Consider the following 19491-nt stretch of genomic DNA (forward strand, 5'->3'; position numbering starts at 1 on the left):
GGGTCAACCCCTCACGGAAGAAGTGTGATGACCGCGTGGTCCTCGGGGCCCATGAAGATGCCCTGCTGTTTCGCGGCGGGAAGGGGAGTTTCGCTCTGTTCCCAGTCTAGCCCGGCGATCGCCATGGCCAGTATCATCTTCATCTCAGCCCGCGCGTAGCCACGGCCGACACAGGTCCGTTGCCCGCCACCGAAAGCACCGAAGACGTAGGGATCGATCTGGGTGCCGACGAACCGCTCCGGCCGGAACTCCTCCGGCTGGTCGTACACCTCGGCGCTGCGCTGCGACAGGTAGGCGCAGTGCACCAGGATCGAGCCTGCCGGGATGACGTAGTCGTCGATCCGCAGCGGTTCCTTCAGCAGTCGCACGCCGTTGAGAGCGGAAACCGGGTGCAGTCGCAGCGTCTCGGAGATCGTGGCTTCCAGGTAGTCCAGGTCGCCGAACTCGTCACGCCGCAACGGCCGGTCCCGGAACCGCTCGCCGACTTCGGCCCGCAGCCTGGCCAGCACCTCGGGCCTGCGGGTGATCTCGGCGAACACCCACGACAGCGAGTTGGCCGTGGTGGAGAAACCGGTGTACAGCAAGCTGAACACCTCGTCGCGCACGACCTCGCCGGTCAGCGATCCGTCGCCGTCGGCCGCGTGCCGCAGCAGCGACGCGAACACGTCGTCCTGCCCGATCTCGTCGGACTTGGCCAGGTGGCCGGGGATCCGCTGCTCGACGAACGCGCGGATCTCCTTGTCCGCCGCGATCACCTGGTCCACCGTGTACTTGGCGTTCTCCGTGCGCGGCAGCATCCCGGTGAGCGTGGCCCGGTCCTCCGCGGCGAAGTTGCCGCACACGACCTCGACGATCACCTCGGACGTGAGTTTCTGCAGCTCCTCGAACACCGGGAAGGCCTTGCCGCGGGGCCACAACGCGAAGTGCCGGTCCACGGCCTGCTGGATGATCGCGATGTAGTCCTTGCCGCCGCTGAACGCCGGGTGCAGCTGCGCACGGCGCCTGCGGTGTGCCTTGCCGTCGATGTAGCCGACCGATTCCTCCATGGTGCCGAAGAAGACCTGATTGGCCTCGGCGCCGCTGGTGGTGCGCACCGCGCTGTACATCGCGCGGATCTGGTGCGGCCGGGACACGAACACCCACCGGCCGTTGACCTCGACGTCGACAGTGTCCTCATTGCCCAGCGAACCGAGGTCGATCGAGAAGACCGTGCCGTGCTCGGCTGCCTGCTTCTCGACGTAGCCGAACGGGTCGGTGAAGAAGTTCGCGCGCTGCTCTTCGGGTGTTTCGACCGGTGTCGGTGGCAACCGGTCGTGGGTGGTGCTCACGGGAGACATGTCAGTTCCTTCTCAGAGCTTGCCGAGGGACCACGTGACGTCTTCGAGGAGCTGGTCGATCACGACCTTGTCGGTCTGGTGGTGCATGATGCACGACCGGACGACCAGGCCCTCCTCGGGCAACGTGGTGGTGGACAGGTAGACGCTGCCGCGCGAGTTGATCAGCTCGGCGAGCCGCTCGTTGCGGCGTGCCTGCTCGGTGCGGTTGTCCGACCGGACACCGAATCCGACAGTCGGCAGGTGCGGCTTGCCGCGGTCGACCACCGTGATCGCGTCCAGGTGCGCCAGCCGGTCGGCCAGGTCGTCGGCCAGGTCGAGCTTCTCGTCAAGGCAGCGTTCGAACGCCTTGATGCCGTGCAGCTTGATCGGCAGCCACGCGGTCAGGCCGCGTGCCTCGCGGGTGAGTTCCGGTCCGTAGTTGCAGAAGTCGACGAAGTTGTCGTCGTCGGACAGTTCGGGGACGTACGCGGCGCCACCGATCTCGAACGCGACCTTCAGCCGCGACTGGTCCTTGACCAGCAGCGCGGAGATGCCGTGCGGCAGGAACAGGGACTTGTGCGCGTCGACCGCGATCGAGTCGGCCTGGCCACTGCCCTCCAGCAGCGCCCTGCCCCGGCCGGTGAGCCGGAAGAACCCGCCGAAGCACGCGTCGGCGTGCAGCCAGATGCCGTACCGCGAGCAGAAATCGGCCAGCTGGACGAGGTCGTCGACCGCACCGGTGTTCGTGGTACCCGCCGTGCCGACCACACAGGCCGGGATGTACCCGCGGTCGATGTCGTGGTTCACCGCGCGCCGCAGCTCGTCGAGGTCGATGGTGTAGTCGCGGTTCACGGCGATGCTGCGGACCCGGTCACCGGGGATGCCGGCCATCCGCGCCGCCTTGGCGACCGAGAAGTGGCCCTGGCTGGACACGTAGATCGTCGCCCGTTGCTGCGCCGCCTCGCCGACCTGCGCCAGCGCGCAGCGCATCGCCATGAAGTTCGCGATCGAGCCACCCGTGGTGAGGTAGCCGAACGATCCCGTGCCGTAGCCCAGCATCGAGCAGAACCACTTGATCACGTTGGTCTCGATCTGGGTGAAGCCGGGGGAGGCCGCCCACGCGCCGGGGAACCGGTTGAGGGTGCGGGAGATGAACTCGCCGACCGCCGCCTGGAACAGCCCACCGGACGGGACGTGCGCCATGAACCCGGGATGCGGGTGGATCATCCCGTTGGTCATCGCCCTGTCGAAGATCTCCGACAGCAACACCTCCAGGCTGGTGCCGTGCTGGGGAACGTCGTCCTCACGCAGCAACGCGCCGATCAGCTTGCCGTCCGCGTCGTGCGCGCCGTCCGGGTGGTGCAGGTACGACGCCGGGTACTTGCCTGCCGCCAGGTCCTCCTGGTAGCGCAGCAGCCGGGCGGCGACCGTGTCCAGCAGGTACTTCTGCTGGTCGAGCGCCAGGTCCAGAGTCGGCATCTGGCCCAGCTTCGACCCGTTGGCCGCGCAACCTGCCGGGTAGGCGTCCAGGATCTTGTGCGCCTCGGTGTGCACGTCCATCCTGCTGCACAGATCATCCACAACGGACCGCTGCTGTTCGTGCCTCGCGATCACCTCGTTGTACGGGATGTTGGTGAACGCCACCATGTGGTACAGCGGGATGAAGTCGCCGGGGTGGCGCAGGTGCAGCTGCTTCTCCAGCTTGTTGCGGGCGTGGAAGTCCGTCTCGTCGGTGTGCGACTTCAGCTCGGCGCGCATCGCCAGCGACAGGTCGGCGATCGCGTCACCGGGGCCCTTGCGCGCGTCGGTGAAGTCCGAGAGCGCCTGGCGGATGCCGGCTTCGCGGTCGCCGGGCCCGGCCAGCCGCCTGTCGAGGATCTCGAAGAACGTCCGGACGTCCTCGAAGCTGCAGTTGATGCCCTGGCCGTAGAACGGCACCATCGTGTGCGCCGAGTCGCCGATCAGCACCGCGAGCTCGTGGTGGTACGGGAAGCACTTGATCGTCTTCAACGACGACGGCGGCGCGGCCAGCACGTCCTTGGTCAGCTGCGGCAGGAACTCGACGATGTCCGGGAAGTACTCGGCGAACAGCGCCTGCACGTCCGCCTCGGTCCTGAGCCTGGCCCACGTGGGCTGGCCGGGGTCGTCGGACGTGAGCGGCATGAACAAGCCCGTGGTGTAGCTGCGGTCCACATTGGGCTGGGACAGCAGGACGAAGTCACCGCGCGGCCACACGTGCAGACCGTGGATCTCGCTGTCCGGACGGCTGGGGTCGCGCAGCGCCTGGAGCAGCGCGTAGCCACCGTCCGCCGACTGCGGCATCTTCAGCTCGGCGAACCCGTCGGTGATGTACTCCTGCGAGATGCTCATCCGCGCACCACGGCGTGACATCTCCTGCCGGACGATGCTGTTGGCGCCGTCACAGCCGATCAGGATGTCGCCGGTGCTCTCCCGGAAGCCGTTCGAGCTGGTGGCGAACGTGGCCTTGGCGTTGGCGGGATCCGCGCGGATGCACTCGTGCTCGAAGTAGATCTGCGCGCCGGCCTTCTCGGCCTCGTCCATCAAGGTGTGGTGCAGCAGTCCACGGGGGATGGACAGCAGGTGGTGGTCGTCCGCGGTGCCGTACCGCTGGTAGGACAGGGAGCCGTCCGCGTGGTGGATGACCCGTTGCGGTAACGGCACTCCGTTCTGGTAGAGGACGTCGATGAGGTGCGGCTGCAGCGACTGCAGGCCGCGGCGGGTCAGGGTGAGGTTGAACGAGTGCCCCTTGCCACCGTGCAGCCTGCGGAAATCGGGTCCGCGTTCGTAGAGTTCGACGTCGAAGGCGCGCCTGCGCAGTTCGATCGCGACCAAGCACGCGACCGGGCCCGCGCCGACGATGACCGCCTTCGCCTGGTGGGTGTTTCCGGACATGTACGCCTCCTGGCCCAATCGCGCCGTATCCGATCGCGTGGGAGTGTCGATAACCGGGGGACAGTGGTGGAACGCCTGATTGAAAAGGTATTCCGGCTGCCTCTCGCCGTTCTCTCGCTCAGCTCTCCCCGCCCGGCCCGGCACGCCGGGTGCTCAGATCTCGGCGGCCTGCGCGGCGAGCGACCCGGCGTCGGGCACGACAGTGCCCTCGGTGAACATGCCGGGGTGGCGTGACCGCATCAGACCGATCAACCGGTCGTAGTCGACATCGTCGAAGTGCCCGTGCTCGGTGCGGAACTCCATCCGGTCCCCGCCGCTGAACGGGTGCAGGCGCGCGTCGGACTCGCCGTCGAACTCCAGCGGTTCCATCCGGTACAACCGGCACAGCACCTTGTTGAACACGGGGGTGACGTACAGCCACCGCCCGCCGAGCCGGATCGAAGTCAGCCAGTGCACGAACGTGTCGCCGCCGACGAGGGCCTTGAGCGCCGGGGACGCCAGGTGGTTGCGGACCTCGCTGACCACGATCCTGCTGGGGATCCCGACCGCGCGCACCGCGGCCGCGTACAGGATGGACTTGTGCGCGCAGAAGCCCTGTCCACTGGCGACGATCGCGCTCGCGCGCAGGCCCTCCCTGGACAGGTCCTGGCCGCTGACCTCGTAGTGCAGGCCGTCCCGTACCGCGTAGAACAGCCGGACTGCCTGGTCTTTGGGTGTTGTGGCGTCGCCGATGGCCTTGGCGACGAATCGCTGGACGCGTTCGTGCCGGTAGTCCAGGAACTCGGTGGGCGCGGTCACCATGAGGATCCTCCGTTCTCCCCGAGGCCCATGACCGCGGCGATCTTGTTGCGCTGGATCTCCGACGTGCCGGAGTAGATGGTTCCGGCGATCGCGTCACGCAGGCCGCGCTCGATGCCGGTGGACGACAGGTAGCCGGCGCCGCCGAACACCTGCACGGCCGTCCGGGCGGTGGCCACATTGGCCTCGCTGACGACGATCTTGGTCATCGCCACGCGTGCGGTCACGTCCTCACCCGCGACCATCCGCGCCGTGGTGTCGTGCAACCATTTGCGGGCGGTCTCGATGCTGATCCGCATGTCGACGATCTTGTGCGCGACGGCCTGGAACGCGCCGATCGGCTGTCCGAACTGGACTCTGCTGCGGGCGCGGGTGGCGCACGCGTCCAGGCGGCGCCGCATCTGGCCGACCTGTCCCGCCGCGATGAACAGGATCTCGCGTGCCATCACGTGCGACAACAGCCACGAGCCGCCGCCGACCTGACCGACCACGTGATCCGCCGGGACATGGACGTCCCGCAACTTCGCTGTGCCCAACGGGGAGCAACGCAGCCCCATCTTGCCCAGCGGCTCGCTCAGCGTGAATCCGGCGGTGCCACGCGGCACTGCGAACGCCGTCAGGCCGGTGAACGTTCCAGGTTGTCCGGTCACCGTGTACACGACGACCAGGTCGGCGATCGGGCCGTTGGAGATGAAGGCTTTGCTGCCGTTGATGACGTAGCCGTCGCCGCCGGCCACGGCGGTGGTGGTCATCGCGAGGGCGTCCGATCCCGCTCCCGGTTCCGTGATCGCGTGGGCGCCGATGATCCGGCCGGTGGTGACGGCGTGCTCGTAGTGCTCCCGGAGCGCGGGGGATCCGAAGCGGGCCAGCGGTACAGCGCAACTGGCCAGTTGGGTGGCCACGCTGAAACCGAGGCTCGCGTCGTCACTGCCGTGACCGAGGCCCTCCAGTGCCGCGGTGATCTGGGGCAGTGTCCGGTCCGAAAGCCTCCGGTCGCCGGTGAACGGGAGTCCGAAAAGGCCGGTCGCGGCGACGAGGTGCCACTTCTCGTGGGAGAACTCGCCGGACTGGTCGTCGGCTGTCACGTCGGAGCCGAGCTTCTCGCCGAGCTCGGCCATCCGCTCGTACCACTCGTCTGACATGGACGTACGCCTCCTTTCGCAGGTAGGTGATCGTGAGTGGTTCGTTCGGCCGCAACCGGCCAAACCACTCACGACGGTGTGGTCAGTAGCAGGAGTAGCCGTCCTGGCACAGCGAGTGCTTCTCCTCGCCGGACAGCGGCGGGTTGAACACGCTGATCAGGTGCATGTCCTCGGACGGAGCGGCGATCAGGGTGTGCGGGTCGTGCTGGTCGAGCGCGTATAACACCCCCGGTTCGATCGGGTGCGTCACGCCGTCGCTGGAGACCACCTCGCCTTTGCCGGAGACGCAGTAGCACGCCTCTAAGTGCCTGCGGTACTGCAGTTTCGAGCTGGTGCCCGCGCGGACGACGGTGTGGCAGACGGTGAAGCCCATCCCGTCCGCCGCGGTGAGCAACCGGTAGCTGTCGCCGTTGCCCCAGTCGACCATCCGGACGGTTTCCCTGGTGCGAATGAACATCGTCATCTCTCCGATCTGCTTCGGGCGTGCGTCACCCACTGGGAAAAGCGGGTGCGGAAAAGGAAAGGGAACGAACTACGCCTGCGGCTGCGGCGTGGCGCCGAGGAACTCGGCGATCGTGCTGACCGACCGGAAGTAGTCGGGGCGCAGGTCGGCGGCGTCGATGTCGACGTCGAACTCGGCAGCGAGCCCGGTGACCAGCCGGACGAGGCTGAGGCTGGTGATCAGCCCGCTGGCGAGCAGGTCGTAGTCGTCGGGCAGCTCGGCTGCCGTGACGTCGGGTGCGAAGTTGCGCACCACCCACTCCTTGATCTCATCGGTCCGCGGCATGTCAGATCCTCTCTGTGTAACGGGTTTTCACGGCGGTGCGGTCGACCTTGCCGGTCGACGTCCTCGGCAGGGCCTCGTCGACGATCGTGATCGTGGTCGGGATGGCGGTCCTGGCGAGACCTTCCATGCACAGCTGGCGCAGCTTGAGGCTGTTGAGCGCGGACCCCTCGCGGCGGCTGACGACCGCGTGCAGCACGTTGCCCGCCAGGTCGTCGGGCACGGCGACCACAGCGACCTCTTCGACGTCCGGGTGGCGCTGGATGACGAACTCGACTTCGGCCATGTTGGTGCGTGCGCCCCGGACCTTGACGTGGAAGTCGGACCGGCCTTCGAGCGTGAGCACGCCGTGCTCGTCGCGGAACACCACGTCACCGGTCCGGTAGAACACCGTGCTGCCGTGCGGGACGAACCGCTCCCGGGTGACGTTCGGGTCGAGGTAGCCGGTCGCCTGGAACGGTGTGGACACCCACAGCTCGCCCGATCCGGGGCCGTCGAGCAGGTCTCCGTCGCACGTGATGATGCGCGTGTCGACGCCGGGAAGCGGGGAGCCGATCGGCAGCTGGCGCTCGGCCGCGTCGGTGATCTCGTACATGGTCGAGTCGTTGGTCTCGGTGCAGCCGTAGAGGTTGTAGCGGCGTGCGGCGGGGAACATCCGGGCGAGTTCGGGCAACAGCTTCGGCGGTGCGGCGTCCCCGGTCACCACGAGGTGCTGGACCTCGGGGAACCAGACCGGGCCGAGGCTCAGGTCGGCCAGCAGCCGGTAGACCATCGGAACGGCCTGCACGACCGTGATCCGGTGGTTGTCGATCAGGTGCGCGAGGTAGCTGCCGTCGGTGGCGAACTGGGGGTCGACGAGTGTCACGGTCGCGCCCCTGGCCAGCGACGCCCACACATCCAGCAGCGACAGGTCGAAGTTCAGCGGTGCGTACGACAACACCCGCGCACCCGGCCGGATGTCGAACGCGGACGCCGCCCAGTCGAAGAAGTTGTCCACACCGCGTGGCGAGAGCGGGACGAGCTTGGGCACTCCGGTCGACCCGGACGTGGTGAGGATCAGCAGCGAGTCCCCGGCGGGAGGCGCGTGGTGGACACCGGTGGGCCGGGTGGGCTCGCTGAGCACCGGGCTCGGAGTGACGAGCCGGGACACGCCCGCGGCGTTGGCGAGCATGGTCAACGCGGCGCCACCGAGATCCCGGGACGGGAGGACGACGGTGTGTCCCTCGCGCCACAACGCGATCAGAAGGGCGACCAGCTCCGGTGACTTGTCGGCGGACACCGCGACCCGTTCGCCGCGCTCGAGACCTGACGAAGCCAGCTCCGCCGTGGCGTCGTCGACCATCCTGGCGAGATCGGAATAGGTTATGGTCACGTCCCGCCAGCGGAGCGCGGGCGCGTTCGGCCGTTCGGCGATCCGCTCCTTCAGCCGCGCGAGGAAATTCTGAGAAGGCATGGTCGGCTCCCGTGTCGTGTTCCCGCCAATTCGCTGGGAGGAAAAGGAAATCTCTCTCGGCCCGGGTCGAATGTGGCGTCGATGCGATGTACAAACCGCAGACGGGCCCCGGTATTCTCGGTTGTGACGTGGATCACACCGAACGAATGGCGACTTGACTGAGTGTTCCCGCTGAGCCGGTCGCGGGCTTGCCCGCGCGGCCCGGGCCGGTGTAGACGGCGGTCGTTTGTTCTTTGGTAGCAGCGAGTTGGTCAAGTGAGCGCGATGTGGGTGCGCCACATTGCCGGTCTGTCCCGTGCGTGCGTTCACTGATATGGCGCGCAGATCACTGACATCGAGGCCGAGTGCGGGAGACGACGACATGGGTGAGCAGATCAAGTTCCAGCTCCGCGAGGACGACATTCCGTGGACCTGGCAGAACGGTGCCGCCGACTTACCCGGAATGGCACCGATTCTCGACCCGGCCACCGCGGCACCGCTGAAACGGGACGACCTCGCGCGCACCATGCCGCAACAGCTGGTCGACCAGGAGCTGAGCACCGCGCCCGAGTTCGAGATCCCCGAAGCGGTACGCGAGATCTACCGGCAGTGGCGGCCGACGCCGATGTTCCGGGCCCGCAGGCTCGAGAAGGCACTGGGCACCCCCGCCCGCATCTACTACAAGTACGAGGGCGTCGCGCCGACCGGCAGCTTCAAGCCGAACTCGGCCGTGCCGCAGGTGTACTACAACAAGCTGGCCGGACGACAGCGGCTGGTCGTCGAGACCGGCGCCGGCCAGTGGGGCAGCGCGATCGCCTTCGCCGCCGCGCTGTTCGACATGACCGCGAAGGTCTACATGGTCAAGGTCAGCTATCAGCAGAAGCCGTACCGGCGCTCGATCATGGAGGCGTTCGGCACCGAGTGCACGCCGAGCCCGAGCTCCGAGACCGCCGCGGGCCGGGCCGTCCTGGCGGAGAACCCCGACCACCCCGGCAGCCTCGGGGTGGCGAAATCCGAGGCGCTGCAGGCGGTTTTCGCCGACGGCAGCAGCGGATACGCCCGCGGCAGCGCGCTCAACCACGTCTGCGCGCACCAGTCGGTGATCGGCCAGGAAGCCATCAAGCAGATGGACCTCGCCGACGACTACCCGGACATCGTGATCGGCTGCGCGGGCGGCGGCAGCAACCTGGCCGGCCTGTCACTGCCGTTCCTGCGCGAGAAACAGCGCACCGGCAAGGACGTGCGGCTGATCGCGGCCGAACCCGTGGCGTGCCCGACGCTCACCCAAGGCCGGATCGCCTACGACTACGCCGACACACGCCAGCTGACGCCGTTGTTCCGCACCCACACCCTCGGCCACCGGTTCATCCCGCCCGCCGTGCACGCCGGTGGGCTGCGCGCGCACAACATCGCGCCGCTGGTCAGCCGGGCCGTCGAGGACGGCTTGATGGAAGCCGTCGCGTTGCGCCAGACCGAATGCTTCCAGGCCGGGGTGATGTTCGCGCGTTCGGAGGGGATCGTGCCCGCGCCGGAGTCGACGCACGCCGTCCGCGCCGCCGTCGACGAGGCGCTGCGCTGCCGTGAGGAAGGCGTCGCCAAGACGATCCTCTTCGGCCTGTCCGGCCACGGCAACTTCGACATGGCCGCCTACGAGCAGTACTTCGCCGGGCGGCTGCGCGACGACACCCTGTCGGCCGAGGCGCTGGCCAGCGGCCTGGCCAGCATCCCGCAGCTGGCGGCGGTCTGACATGGTGCTGTTCCTGGCGCTCGGGCTGATCTGGGGCGGCAGCCACACGTTCATCACCATCTCACTCGGTGGCCTCACCCCCAGCCAGCTCGTGCTGGCACGGTTGCTGCTCGGCGCTGTCGTCCTGCTGGCGATCGTGCGGATGCGGGGCGTCAAGCTGCCTTCTTTCGGCGTCGTCTGGGCGCACATCGCCGTCGCCGCGATCCTCGGCCTGGTCGCGCCGTTCCTGTTGCTGGCGTGGGGGCAGCAGCACACGAGCGCAGGGATGGCCGGTGTGCTCATCGGCGCGATGCCGTTGATAACGCTGGCATTCGCGACCTTCACCCTGCCGTCCGAACGCGCGACCGTGCGCAAGACCGTCGGTCTGCTGATCGGATTCGCCGGTGTGGTCCTGGTCGTGGCGCCGTGGGGTGACGCGCCGGGTACGCTCGGCGGGCAGGTCGCTGTGCTCGGCGCGGCAGCGTGCTACGCGGCTCAGGCGGTGTACATCCGCAAGGTGCTGTCCGGTTTGGACATCGCGCCACTGGCGCTCGCCGCGGCCCAGGTCATGGCCGCGACCGTGCTACAAGCTTTGGTCACGCCGTTGTTCGCGTGGCACGCGCCGACGTTCACCTGGCCGGTCGTGGTGAGCATCGTGCTGCTCGGCACAGTCGCGACAGGCGCGGGATACGTGTTGTACTTCCGGCTGATCCGGGACCACGGCGCGACCACGGCGTCCGCCGTGAACTACCTGGTGCCGGTGGCCGCTGTCGTGATCGGCGTCCTCACGTTGTCGGAATCGATCACCTGGAGCATGGCCGCCGGGACGGTCATCGTCCTGCTGGGACTCGCCATCGCCGAGAACCGACTCGGCGTGGCACCCACCCGAGCCCAGCGCGCGGGGAAGATGACGGTCCGGTAGCCCGCCCGAGGGTTCGTGGGGAACGGGACACTCCTGACCGTTCCCCACGAACCGGTCACGCGCCGAACCCGGCGGTCTGCCGCCAGATCTTGCCGTCCTTGATCACGAGTGTGCCGAACGCGTCCCGCTGCTGCCCACCGACCTTCATGGTGGCGCGGTAGAAGACCGTGTCGCCGCTCTCGGCGTACTGGCTCAACTCGACCAGTTCGGGCTTGGCCGTCAGATAGCCGCGCATGGTCTCCCGCACCTCCTCGATCCCGTTCGCCACGCGGTCGAACCGGACGAGAGTCGCGTCGGGCGCGTAGTTGTCCAGCAGGGCGTCGAGATCGCCGCCTGCCAGACAGTCCAGCTGCTTCTGGAATACCGGGTGCATGGTCTCTCCTCATCGGTGTTTGTTCCGACAGTAGACAAGCGTTCGCGGCCAACGGATCCGTGACCGTACGAAGTCCGATCGGGAAGGTGGCGTGATGACCGAACGGCTCACCGAGAAGTCGATCAGGAAGCTCGTGGACGACTGGTACCTGGCGCTCGACCGGCACGACGAGTTCGAGACCGTGCGGGCCATGGTGGTCGACGACGGGCTGGAGATGCGGTTCCCGGAGACAACCGCGCGGGGCCACGCCGGCTTCGGCGAGTGGTACAAGGCCGTGACACACAAGTTCTTCGACGAACTGCACGTAGTGACCGGCGTGTCCGTGGCGATCGATGGCGACCAGGCGACTGTGCTGGTACGAGTCAATTGGCAGGCATCGATCTGGAACCCGCCGGCGCCGCGGAGCACGTGGCTCGGATTCGACGCCGACCAGACCTGGGTCGTCGTGGCCGGGCCGAGCGGGCCGCGGATCAAGACCTACGTGGTGAACGACCTCGTGCCGATGGCCGGGTCCGCCGCGTTGTGAGGAGCAGTCGTGAACACGAAGGACGTACTGGTGAAGTACTACGAGTACGCCAACGCGGGGGAGTGGGACAACTGGTGTGCGCTGTTCACCGAGCACATGGTGATGGACGAGCAACTCGCCGGGCACATCGAGGGCCGGGAGACCCTGCGGGCCATGATGAGCGGATTCGGCCGGATGTACTCGTCGTTCCGCAACGCGCCGCGCCGGATCCTCGTCGACGGCCCGGAAGGCGTCGTGGTCTCCCGGATCACCGCGAAGACCGCGAGCGGTGACGACATCGAGGCGGACGTGATGAACTACTTCCGCGTCGAGGACGGCCGGATCGCCTACATGAGCAACGTGCACGACACGGTCCCGTTCCAGGTGCTGACGTCATGAACGAATTCGACTACGTCGTCGTCGGCGCCGGTGCGGCCGGAAGCGTGCTGGCCAACCGGCTTTCCGCGGGCGGCGCCAGTGTTCTGCTGCTGGAGGCGGGCAGCGCCGAGCTGCCCGCGGGCGTCGACGACCCGGCCGGGTGGCTGGGGCTGCACGGCAGCACCGCGGACTGGGGGTACCGCAGCGTCCCGCAGCCCGGCCTGCTCGGGCGGTCCACAGTGGAACCGCGAGGTCGTGGCCTCGGCGGTACCGGCAACCTGTACGCCATGATGCACGTCCGTGGCCACCCCTCGGACTTCGACCACTGGGCGTACCAGGGCGCGGCGGGATGGTCCTACCAGGACGTCCTGCCGTACTTCGACGAGCTCGAACCGCCCGCCACCCACGCGGGCGATTCGGGCAACCCGGCCTCGCGAGCCTTCATCGAGGCGTGCCGGGAGCTGGGCTACAAAGAGATCGACGACTTCAACACCAGTGAACTGGCCGGCGCGGGCTGGCACCACCTCGACGTCAAGGACGGCAAACGGTACGGCGCACGCGCGGCGTACCTGCAGCCCGTGCTCGACCGGCCCAACCTGACAGTGCGGACGAACGCCCACGCGACCCGGCTGCTGATCAGCAAGCACGAATGCACAGGCGTGGAGTACCGGTGGCAGGCCGAGGTGGCGCGTGCGTACGCACGTGCCGAGGTGGTGCTGGCGGCCGGCGCGATCGAGTCGCCGAAACTGCTTATGCTGTCGGGGATCGGGCACCCGAGCGAGCTCGCCGAGTTCGACATCCCGGTGACCGCACCCTTGCCCGGCGTCGGCAAGAACTTCCACAACCACGTGCTGACCGGCGTGATGACGGAGGCCAGTGCTCAGGTCCCTCCACCTGCGCACAACTTCTCGGAGAGCGCGTTGTTCGCCACGACGCAGCCCGGACTGCCGTCGCCGGACATCCAGCTGGCTTTCGTCCACGCGCCGTTCTACCCAGCGGTGAAGCCCAACCGTTCGGTGAGCGTTCTGCCCGGCGTGGTACGGCCGATGTCGCGGGGATGGGTGCGGCTCGGAACCGCCGATCCCTTCGGGAAGCCGTTGGTGCACCCCAACTACCTGGGCGACCGCGCCGACGTGGAACGGTTGGTCTACGCCGTGCGGTTGGCTCGCGCCCTGGTTGCCACGCGGTCGTTCTCCGAGTGGAACACGCAGGAAGTCGTGCCAGGAGCTGACGTCTACGGCGACCAGCCGTTGGTGGACTTCGTCAGGGAGAACGCCGACAGCTACCACCACCACGCCGGGTCCTGCCGGATGGGGATCGACGACATGTCCGTTGTGGACCCGTACTTGCAGGTGCACGGTGTCGTCGGGCTACGGGTCGCCGACGCCAGCGTCATGCCCGCCTTGCCGTCGTGCAACCCGCACGCCACTGTGCAGATGGTCGCCGCCCGCGCTGCGGACCTGATCAAGGCGGTGGGCTGATGCGCTGGTCGCACGTGGCCCTCAACTGCGTGGACGTCGGCCGGACCGAGGCGTTCTACCGGCAGTTCGGGTTCAGCCGGGTCGCGGCCTTCGGTGACATCGTGTTTGTCGGCAACGGATCCGTACACCTGGAACTGTTCCCCGCCGACGGCACCATCGCGGTCACCGGTTCACGCGACGGGCCGGACGCCGCCGGGATGGTCCGGCACCTGGCGTTCCAGGTAGACGACGTCGACGCGGTCGCCGCCGACCTGGACGCAGAGATCACGTTGGGGCCGCTGGGATTCGACGAGTTCGTGCCGGGATGGCGAACCATCTGGGTGCGTGACCCCGACGGGGTCGTCGTCGAGATCAGCCAAGGCTTTCCCGCATCATAGACCGGTGCGGTTGTGCCATGGCGCGGATCCGCGCGAGCGACATGACCGGACTCATCGCCCGCCGAGCGACATGGTCAAGCAGACGTTTGATCTTGCCGGTTTGCAGCGGGTCCCGGCTTTCCTGAAGACCGAGCATCGATTCGGCGAACGCGTTGTCCGGCTCGTCGTCGGTCGTCGGATCTGAGTGTACTTGCGTGGCTGCCAGATCAGCTCACCCGTGATCTTCCAACACCACAAAACCGCAGGTCAGCGACTTCGCCCCTGATGTGCGCCGGTGCTGTGGCAGTAGCGGCAGTTCGATCAGTGGGTTACCGGTCGGACCACGAGGTGGGAATCCTGAATTGATGATCTCAACGATCGTAGACGTGTGGACGCTACGGCAGCCAGGATGTGCGCACCGCCATCGTGAGCCGCCCGGACTGGGACAGAGCCGCCGCTTCGGCGATGTACCGCTCGCGCAGTCGTGTGACCTGGTCGTAATAGCTCGGCACGGCGGCTTCCCACATCTGCGAGAGAGTCAGCCGCCCGGCACGACACCCGCGCCCACTGCGACCGCGACCTCCCGCCCGGCTTCAACGCCCGTGCCGACGTGGTCGTCACGCCACGCTAGCGCAGGCGTGCGGTGATGCGGTCGATGTCTCCGCGTTCCCCGGGTGGCAGGGGAGCGCCGACGGCCGCGCGTGCCGCGGTGGCTTCAGCGAGCAGTGTGACGGCCTTGTCGTTGGCTCCTGCCAAGGAATGTGCGCCCGCCAGGCCTTCCTTGGCCAGTGCCACCGACCGGGGGTCGCCGCTGGCTGCTGCCGTGGTCAGCGACTGCGTGTGCCAGGACAGGGCTTCGTCCGCGTTGCCTCTCAGTTCGGCGATGAAGCCCATTTCCGCCGCGGCCAGGGCGACTCCTGGTGCGTAACGGACTTGTTCGTGCCACGACAGGATTTGCCGCAGCAGCGCCTCCGCCTCTGCCAATCTGCCCATCCGGCGGGCGCCCAGTGCCAGGCCGAGGTCGGCGTGCACGATCCCGGCGTGGTATCCGTGTTCCGTGGCGATGCGGCGGGCTTGCCTGTGCCGTGATTCGGCCAGCGAGTGGTTGCCGGACAACAGGTCCAGCCTGGCCAGTCCGGTCAGCTGGTCGGCGACGTCCAGCCACAGCTGCTGTTTGTGGGCTTCGTCCAGCGCCGCTGTGCGCAGTTCGACGGCTTTCGGGTAGTCACCGGTGATCTCCGCCAGCGACGCCAGCGAATGGCTGGCCTGGGAACGGCCCCACGCGTCACCGAGCGCCCCGAACACGGCCAAGGACTCAGTTGCTTCGTCGTGGGCTGCGGTGAGGTCGCCGCGCATGATGGACTGGAAGGCCGTGACCGCGAGGTTCGCCGCCCGCAGCCATGGGTCCGTTGTGGACACCGACGACAGGCGTGCGGCGCTGGCGGTCAGGTCGCCACCGGTGATGAACAGGCAGACACCCAGGAACCAGGCCGCGTCGGGATCGGTCGTCGACTGGCCCGCCGCGCACGCGCGAGCCTGTTCGTCCGTGCCGCCGCGGCGAAGCAGGGCGAAGCCGGTCAGCCACGCGGAAACCGGGTCACGCAGCGGATGCTCCCCGGGCACGGACAGCGCCCGGCGCAGCTGGCGCTCGGCTTCGCTCAGCCTGCCGCGCAGGAACCAGTACCAGACCAGCGCCCGGACAAGCCGGAGCGCACTGTCGGCATCCGCTGCGTCGATCGCGGTGTCCAGCGCGTGGCTCAGGTTCGCCGATTCGCTGTCCAGGCGAGGCAGCCACGTCCGTGCTTCCGCGTCACGCAGCCGGGCCTGTTCGGCGAGGCCCAGGTAGTGGGCGAGGTGCCGGGCCTGGAGGGCCGGGAGTTCGTCGGCCTCGGCGAGGCGGGCACGGGCGTAGTCGCCGATGGACTCCAGCAGCCGGTAACGCGGCCCGTCCGCGACCACCACCAGCGACCGGTCGACCAGGCGGGACAGCACGTCGAGCACGTCATCGGACGGCAACAGCGAGTCGCCGGAAACCGCTTCGGCGGCAGCCAGTGTGCTGCCTTCGGCGTGCACGGCCAAGCGGCGCAACAGGATCCGCTCGGGCTCGGTGAGCAGCTCCCAGCTCCAGTCGATCACCGCGCGCAATGTGCGCTGCCTCGGCGGCGCGATTCTGGCGCCCGTGGTGAGCAACCGGAACCGGTCGTCCATCCTGGACAGCAGCTCGTGCGGGCCGAGCAGGCGCAGCCGGGGCGCGGCCAGCTCCAGCGCGAGCGGCAACCCGTCCAGCCGCAGGCACAACGCCGTCAGGATGTCCCGGTCGGCGGTGCTCAGATCGGCGCCCGCGGCCTCAGCCCGCGCGACGAGCAGCCGGACAGCGTCAGCCGGGGACAAGGGCGGCACGGCCTGCACCCGTTCCCCGGGAACACCGAGCGGCTCCCGGCTGGTGGCCAGGACCCGCAGGTCAGGCGCGGCCCGCAACAGGTGCGCCACCAGGCCGGCGACCGGCACGAGCACGTGCTCGCAGTTGTCGAGCACCAGCAGCAGCCGCTGGTCCCGCACCGCGGCTGCCACGTGCTCGGCCAGGTCACCACCGGATTCCTCACGTACGTGCAGCACGCGGGCCACCGATTCGGCGACGTCGGCGACCGTGGCAGCGGCGAGGTCGACCAGCCACACGCCGTCCGGGAACGGCGCCTCCTCAGCCGCGGCGAGCGCCAGCCTCGTCTTGCCCACACCACCCGGCCCGGTCAACGTGACCAGCCGGTACGTCGACAGCAGCGCACGTGTGGCGCTGACTGCCTGCGCACGGCCGACCAGGGGAGTGAGCGCGGCGGGCAGGTTGGTGCGGGGCCGTGGCGCCGCTGCCCGCAGCCCGGGGTCCTGGCGCAGCATCGACTCGTGCAACGCGGTCAGCTCGGGCCCGGGATCCGCGCCCAGCTCGTCCGCGAGCCGTTCCCGCAGCTCGGCGTATCCGGCCAGGGCCTCCGCCTGGCCTCCTGCCAGGTACAGCGCCCGCAGGTGCACCGCGCGCAACCGTTCGCGCAACGGGTACCGCTCGACCAGATCGCTCAGGCCGGTGAGCGCCGCACCGACCTCACCCAGCGCCAGGCGCGTCTCCGCGAGCAGTTCCTCGGCCGCCAGCCGCTGTTCCTCCAGCCGATGCGCGACCGGACGGGCGTAGTCCTCGTCGGCGAACTCGGCGAACGCGTGACCACGCCAGAGCCCCAGCGCGCCGGTCAGCGTCTCCACCCTGGCTCGCGGCGGCATCCCGGCGGCAGCGGCCACCAGCCCGACGAACTCCGCCGCGTCGGAACCGGCACTCAGCCGGTACCCGGCTGGGCCCGATTCCACCAGCTCGGCACCGATCGCCCGGCGCAACCGGGACACCTTGGTCTGCAACGCGCCCAGGGGATTGGCGGGCAGGTCGTCACCCCAGAGGTCCAGCAGCAGCCGGTCAGCCGACACCGCCGCGCCTTCCCGAGCCAGCAGCGCGGCCAGCAGGGCACGGACCTTCGCCTCCGGCACAGGCACCTGGTCACCAGCCGCGGTCCACACGGCCAACGGACCGAGCACCCCGAATCGCACGGGACAACCGTACCCGCTGGCGGCCGACCGCCAGCGAACCGAAAGCGCAGGCAGGCACCTTGATCACATGAGCAACGACAAGACACCAGTCAGCGTGATCGGCCTCGGCAGGCTGGGGGCGGCACTGGCCGCGGCCTTCCTCGCCGACGGCCACCCGACCACCGTGTGGAACCGCAGCCCGGAGAAGGCCGCCCCGCTGGAAGCCAAAGGCGCGAAGGTCGTCGCATCCGTCACGGAGGCAGTGGCGGCCAGCCCCCTCGTCCTGACCGTGGTGCTGGACCACGCCGCGGCCCGGTCACTGCTGGAACCCGCGGCCGACGACCTGAGCGGACGTACTCTGCTCAACGTCAGCTCCAGCACCCCCGACGACATCCGCGCACTGGCCGAATGGGCCACCTCCCACGGCGCGGACTACCTGGACGCGGCGGTGATGGCGGTTCCGCAAGCCATCGGCACCCCGGACGCCCAGGTCCTGTTCAGCGGCTCGGCGAACGCCTACGAGCGCTACGGCAGCGAACTGGAGATCCTCGGCACCACCCGGTACCTCGCCGCCGACCCGGGAGTGGCGGAACTGTTCAGCATGGGCCTGCTCAGCGCGGCCTACGGCACGTTGTTCGGTTACGTGCACGGCGTGGCCCTGCTGGACTCGGCCAACGTCAAGCCGACCGAGTTCCTCGGCATGGCGGTGCAGTGGCTGAACGGAATGCTGGCCTTCCTGCCGTCGCTGACCAGGGAAATCGAGACGAGGGACTACACGAGCGGGGAGTCGAGCCTGGAGATCAACCTGCACGCGCTGGAGTACATCGAAGCCGCGAGCCACGACGCGGGCGTCGACCCCGGCTTCGTCCTGCCGACACTGGACCTGGTGCGCAAGCGCCTCGAGGTGGCCGAACCGGTGCACAGCGTGGCCGGCGTGTTCGAGACGATGCTCGGCAGGACCTGACCGGCGTCACGGTCCAGGGCGGGTGGTGTGCACCTCGGCCAGGTCGTCGGCGGTGACCAGGCGGTACTCGGCGATCCGTTTGCCGATGGCGAACCGCGGGTTCTGGATGCGGCCGTCCCGCGCCTCGGAGTACGGGTCGGCCAGTTCGCCGAACACGACGCGGGAGATGGCACGGATCGCGTCGTCGACTCGTTGCGGGCGGTCGAGGTTCCACGCGTTGCCCGCCCGCCAGTCGCGGATGCGTTCGTAGATCAGGCGGTTGGTCGGCGGGAACGGCGAGTCGTCGTTCCCGGCCAGCCACGGCTCGGCCAGCGCCAGCGCGACGTACCACTCCTTGGAGTACCTGGCCAGTTGTCCCTTGCGGATGTGCGGCTTGTGCTCGGTGTCCCGGCCGGGCGTGATCGACTCGGCCGCGCTCGCCTCGCGGGCGGTGACGGCGAACGTCAGCGGCAAGTCGGTGTACAGGTCGTGGCCGACCTGCCTGCCCGCCAGCACGACGAGTTCGTTCTTGCCCAGGTCGAGCATCGCCGACATGCCGCGCACGAGCGTCACCCGCCGGGCCCCGCCCGGTGCGTCCAGCAGGCTGGACAGCCTGCCCTCGCCTGCGCCCAGCCAGCGCAGCATCGCGGCTTCCCGGCCGACCACGAGTTCAGCGAGCACACCCGACACGTGCGGAGCGCAGCCCGGCAGCCGCAACGCCACCCGGCCGGGCCGCGGGGGATCGCCGTGCGGGTCGCGTCCGAACACCAGACGCTCACCGGAATCGACGCGTACGGGATGCAGTTCGTTCCCACGCACAGTGGTTTGAAGCATCCCGCCCCTCGCAGACCAACGTCT

Annotated in this window: 18 protein-coding genes; 7 read left to right on the plus strand and 11 right to left on the minus strand. The window is 68.7% G+C overall.

All coding sequences use genetic code 11. The features are described 5' to 3' along the window. Positions 1–11 precede the first annotated feature (11 nt). From AOZ06_RS21710 to AOZ06_RS21740, 7 genes are all read right to left on the minus strand, one after another. Complete coding sequence (locus tag AOZ06_RS21710; protein ID WP_083471833.1) at positions 12–1337, minus strand: cytochrome P450; 1326 nt, start codon at positions 1335–1337, stop codon at positions 12–14. Positions 1338–1349: 12 nt separating this feature from the next. Further along, a complete protein-coding gene (locus AOZ06_RS54215; protein WP_157233151.1) occupies positions 1350–4229 on the minus strand; it encodes an aminotransferase class V-fold PLP-dependent enzyme in 2880 nt (959 codons plus the stop codon). A gap of 153 nt (positions 4230–4382) precedes the next feature. After that, a complete protein-coding gene (locus AOZ06_RS21720; RefSeq protein ID WP_054291084.1) occupies positions 4383–5030 on the minus strand; it encodes a transglutaminase-like domain-containing protein in 648 nt (215 codons plus the stop codon). Further along, on the minus strand, positions 5024–6169 hold the full coding sequence (locus AOZ06_RS21725) for an acyl-CoA dehydrogenase family protein (RefSeq protein ID WP_054291085.1): 1146 nt from the start codon (positions 6167–6169) through the stop codon (positions 5024–5026). The genes AOZ06_RS21720 and AOZ06_RS21725 overlap by 7 nt, the downstream gene beginning before the upstream one ends. An 82-nt stretch (positions 6170–6251) precedes the next feature. Further along, positions 6252–6632, minus strand: coding sequence for an ectoine synthase (locus AOZ06_RS21730; protein WP_225954758.1), 381 nt, complete (start codon positions 6630–6632; stop codon positions 6252–6254). Between the two features lie 69 nt (positions 6633–6701). Next, complete coding sequence (locus AOZ06_RS21735; protein WP_054291086.1) at positions 6702–6956, minus strand: phosphopantetheine-binding protein; 255 nt, start codon at positions 6954–6956, stop codon at positions 6702–6704. A 1-nt stretch (position 6957) separates the two neighbouring features. Next, on the minus strand, positions 6958–8406 hold the full coding sequence (locus AOZ06_RS21740; RefSeq protein WP_054291087.1) for an AMP-binding protein: 1449 nt from the start codon (positions 8404–8406) through the stop codon (positions 6958–6960). 361 nt (positions 8407–8767) lie between these two features. Here AOZ06_RS21740 and AOZ06_RS21745 point away from each other — a divergent pair, with 361 nt between their 5' ends. Then, positions 8768–10132, plus strand: a complete 1365-nt coding sequence (locus tag AOZ06_RS21745) for a TrpB-like pyridoxal phosphate-dependent enzyme (RefSeq protein ID WP_054291088.1) — start codon at positions 8768–8770, stop codon at positions 10130–10132. Position 10133: 1 nt separating this feature from the next. Next, complete coding sequence (locus tag AOZ06_RS21750) at positions 10134–11033, plus strand: DMT family transporter (protein ID WP_054291089.1); 900 nt, start codon at positions 10134–10136, stop codon at positions 11031–11033. 55 nt (positions 11034–11088) lie between these two features. Here AOZ06_RS21750 and AOZ06_RS21755 read toward each other — a convergent pair whose 3' ends face one another. Then, a complete protein-coding gene (locus AOZ06_RS21755) occupies positions 11089–11406 on the minus strand; it encodes a nuclear transport factor 2 family protein (RefSeq protein WP_054291090.1) in 318 nt (105 codons plus the stop codon). Between the two features lie 94 nt (positions 11407–11500). Between AOZ06_RS21755 and AOZ06_RS21760 the strand changes: the two genes are divergently transcribed. From AOZ06_RS21760 to AOZ06_RS21775, 4 genes are read left to right on the plus strand one after another with little or no spacing between them, the layout of a single operon-like run. Beyond that, positions 11501–11932, plus strand: coding sequence for a nuclear transport factor 2 family protein (locus AOZ06_RS21760; RefSeq protein ID WP_054291091.1), 432 nt, complete (start codon positions 11501–11503; stop codon positions 11930–11932). Between the two features lie 9 nt (positions 11933–11941). Continuing rightward, positions 11942–12310, plus strand: coding sequence for a nuclear transport factor 2 family protein (locus AOZ06_RS21765; RefSeq protein ID WP_054291092.1), 369 nt, complete (start codon positions 11942–11944; stop codon positions 12308–12310). Then, entirely contained in the window at positions 12307–13770 is a 1464-nt protein-coding gene (locus AOZ06_RS21770) for a GMC family oxidoreductase (protein WP_054291093.1), read from the plus strand. The genes AOZ06_RS21765 and AOZ06_RS21770 overlap by 4 nt, the downstream gene beginning before the upstream one ends. Further along, the gene (locus AOZ06_RS21775) at positions 13770–14147 is read left to right on the plus strand and encodes a VOC family protein (RefSeq protein WP_054291094.1); all 378 of its coding nucleotides are present in this window, start codon (positions 13770–13772) and stop codon (positions 14145–14147) included. The genes AOZ06_RS21770 and AOZ06_RS21775 overlap by 1 nt, the downstream gene beginning before the upstream one ends. Before the next feature lie 374 nt (positions 14148–14521). Here AOZ06_RS21775 and AOZ06_RS61280 read toward each other — a convergent pair whose 3' ends face one another. Continuing rightward, a complete protein-coding gene (locus AOZ06_RS61280; protein WP_257721477.1) occupies positions 14522–14653 on the minus strand; it encodes a hypothetical protein in 132 nt (43 codons plus the stop codon). Between the two features lie 100 nt (positions 14654–14753). Beyond that, on the minus strand, positions 14754–17711 hold the full coding sequence (locus AOZ06_RS21780) for an ATP-binding protein (RefSeq protein WP_054291095.1): 2958 nt from the start codon (positions 17709–17711) through the stop codon (positions 14754–14756). Positions 17712–17778: 67 nt separating this feature from the next. Between AOZ06_RS21780 and AOZ06_RS21785 the strand changes: the two genes are divergently transcribed. After that, on the plus strand, positions 17779–18654 hold the full coding sequence (locus AOZ06_RS21785) for an NAD(P)-dependent oxidoreductase (RefSeq protein WP_054291096.1): 876 nt from the start codon (positions 17779–17781) through the stop codon (positions 18652–18654). 6 nt (positions 18655–18660) lie between these two features. Here AOZ06_RS21785 and AOZ06_RS21790 read toward each other — a convergent pair whose 3' ends face one another. After that, positions 18661–19467: a hypothetical protein gene (locus AOZ06_RS21790; protein ID WP_063810085.1), complete on the minus strand. Its 807-nt coding sequence runs from the start codon at positions 19465–19467 to the stop codon at positions 18661–18663. Positions 19468–19491: the final 24 nt, after the last annotated feature.

It is taken from the genome of Kibdelosporangium phytohabitans (genome assembly GCF_001302585.1).
In the GTDB taxonomy this organism is placed as follows: Bacteria; Actinomycetota; Actinomycetes; order Mycobacteriales; family Pseudonocardiaceae; genus Kibdelosporangium; species Kibdelosporangium phytohabitans.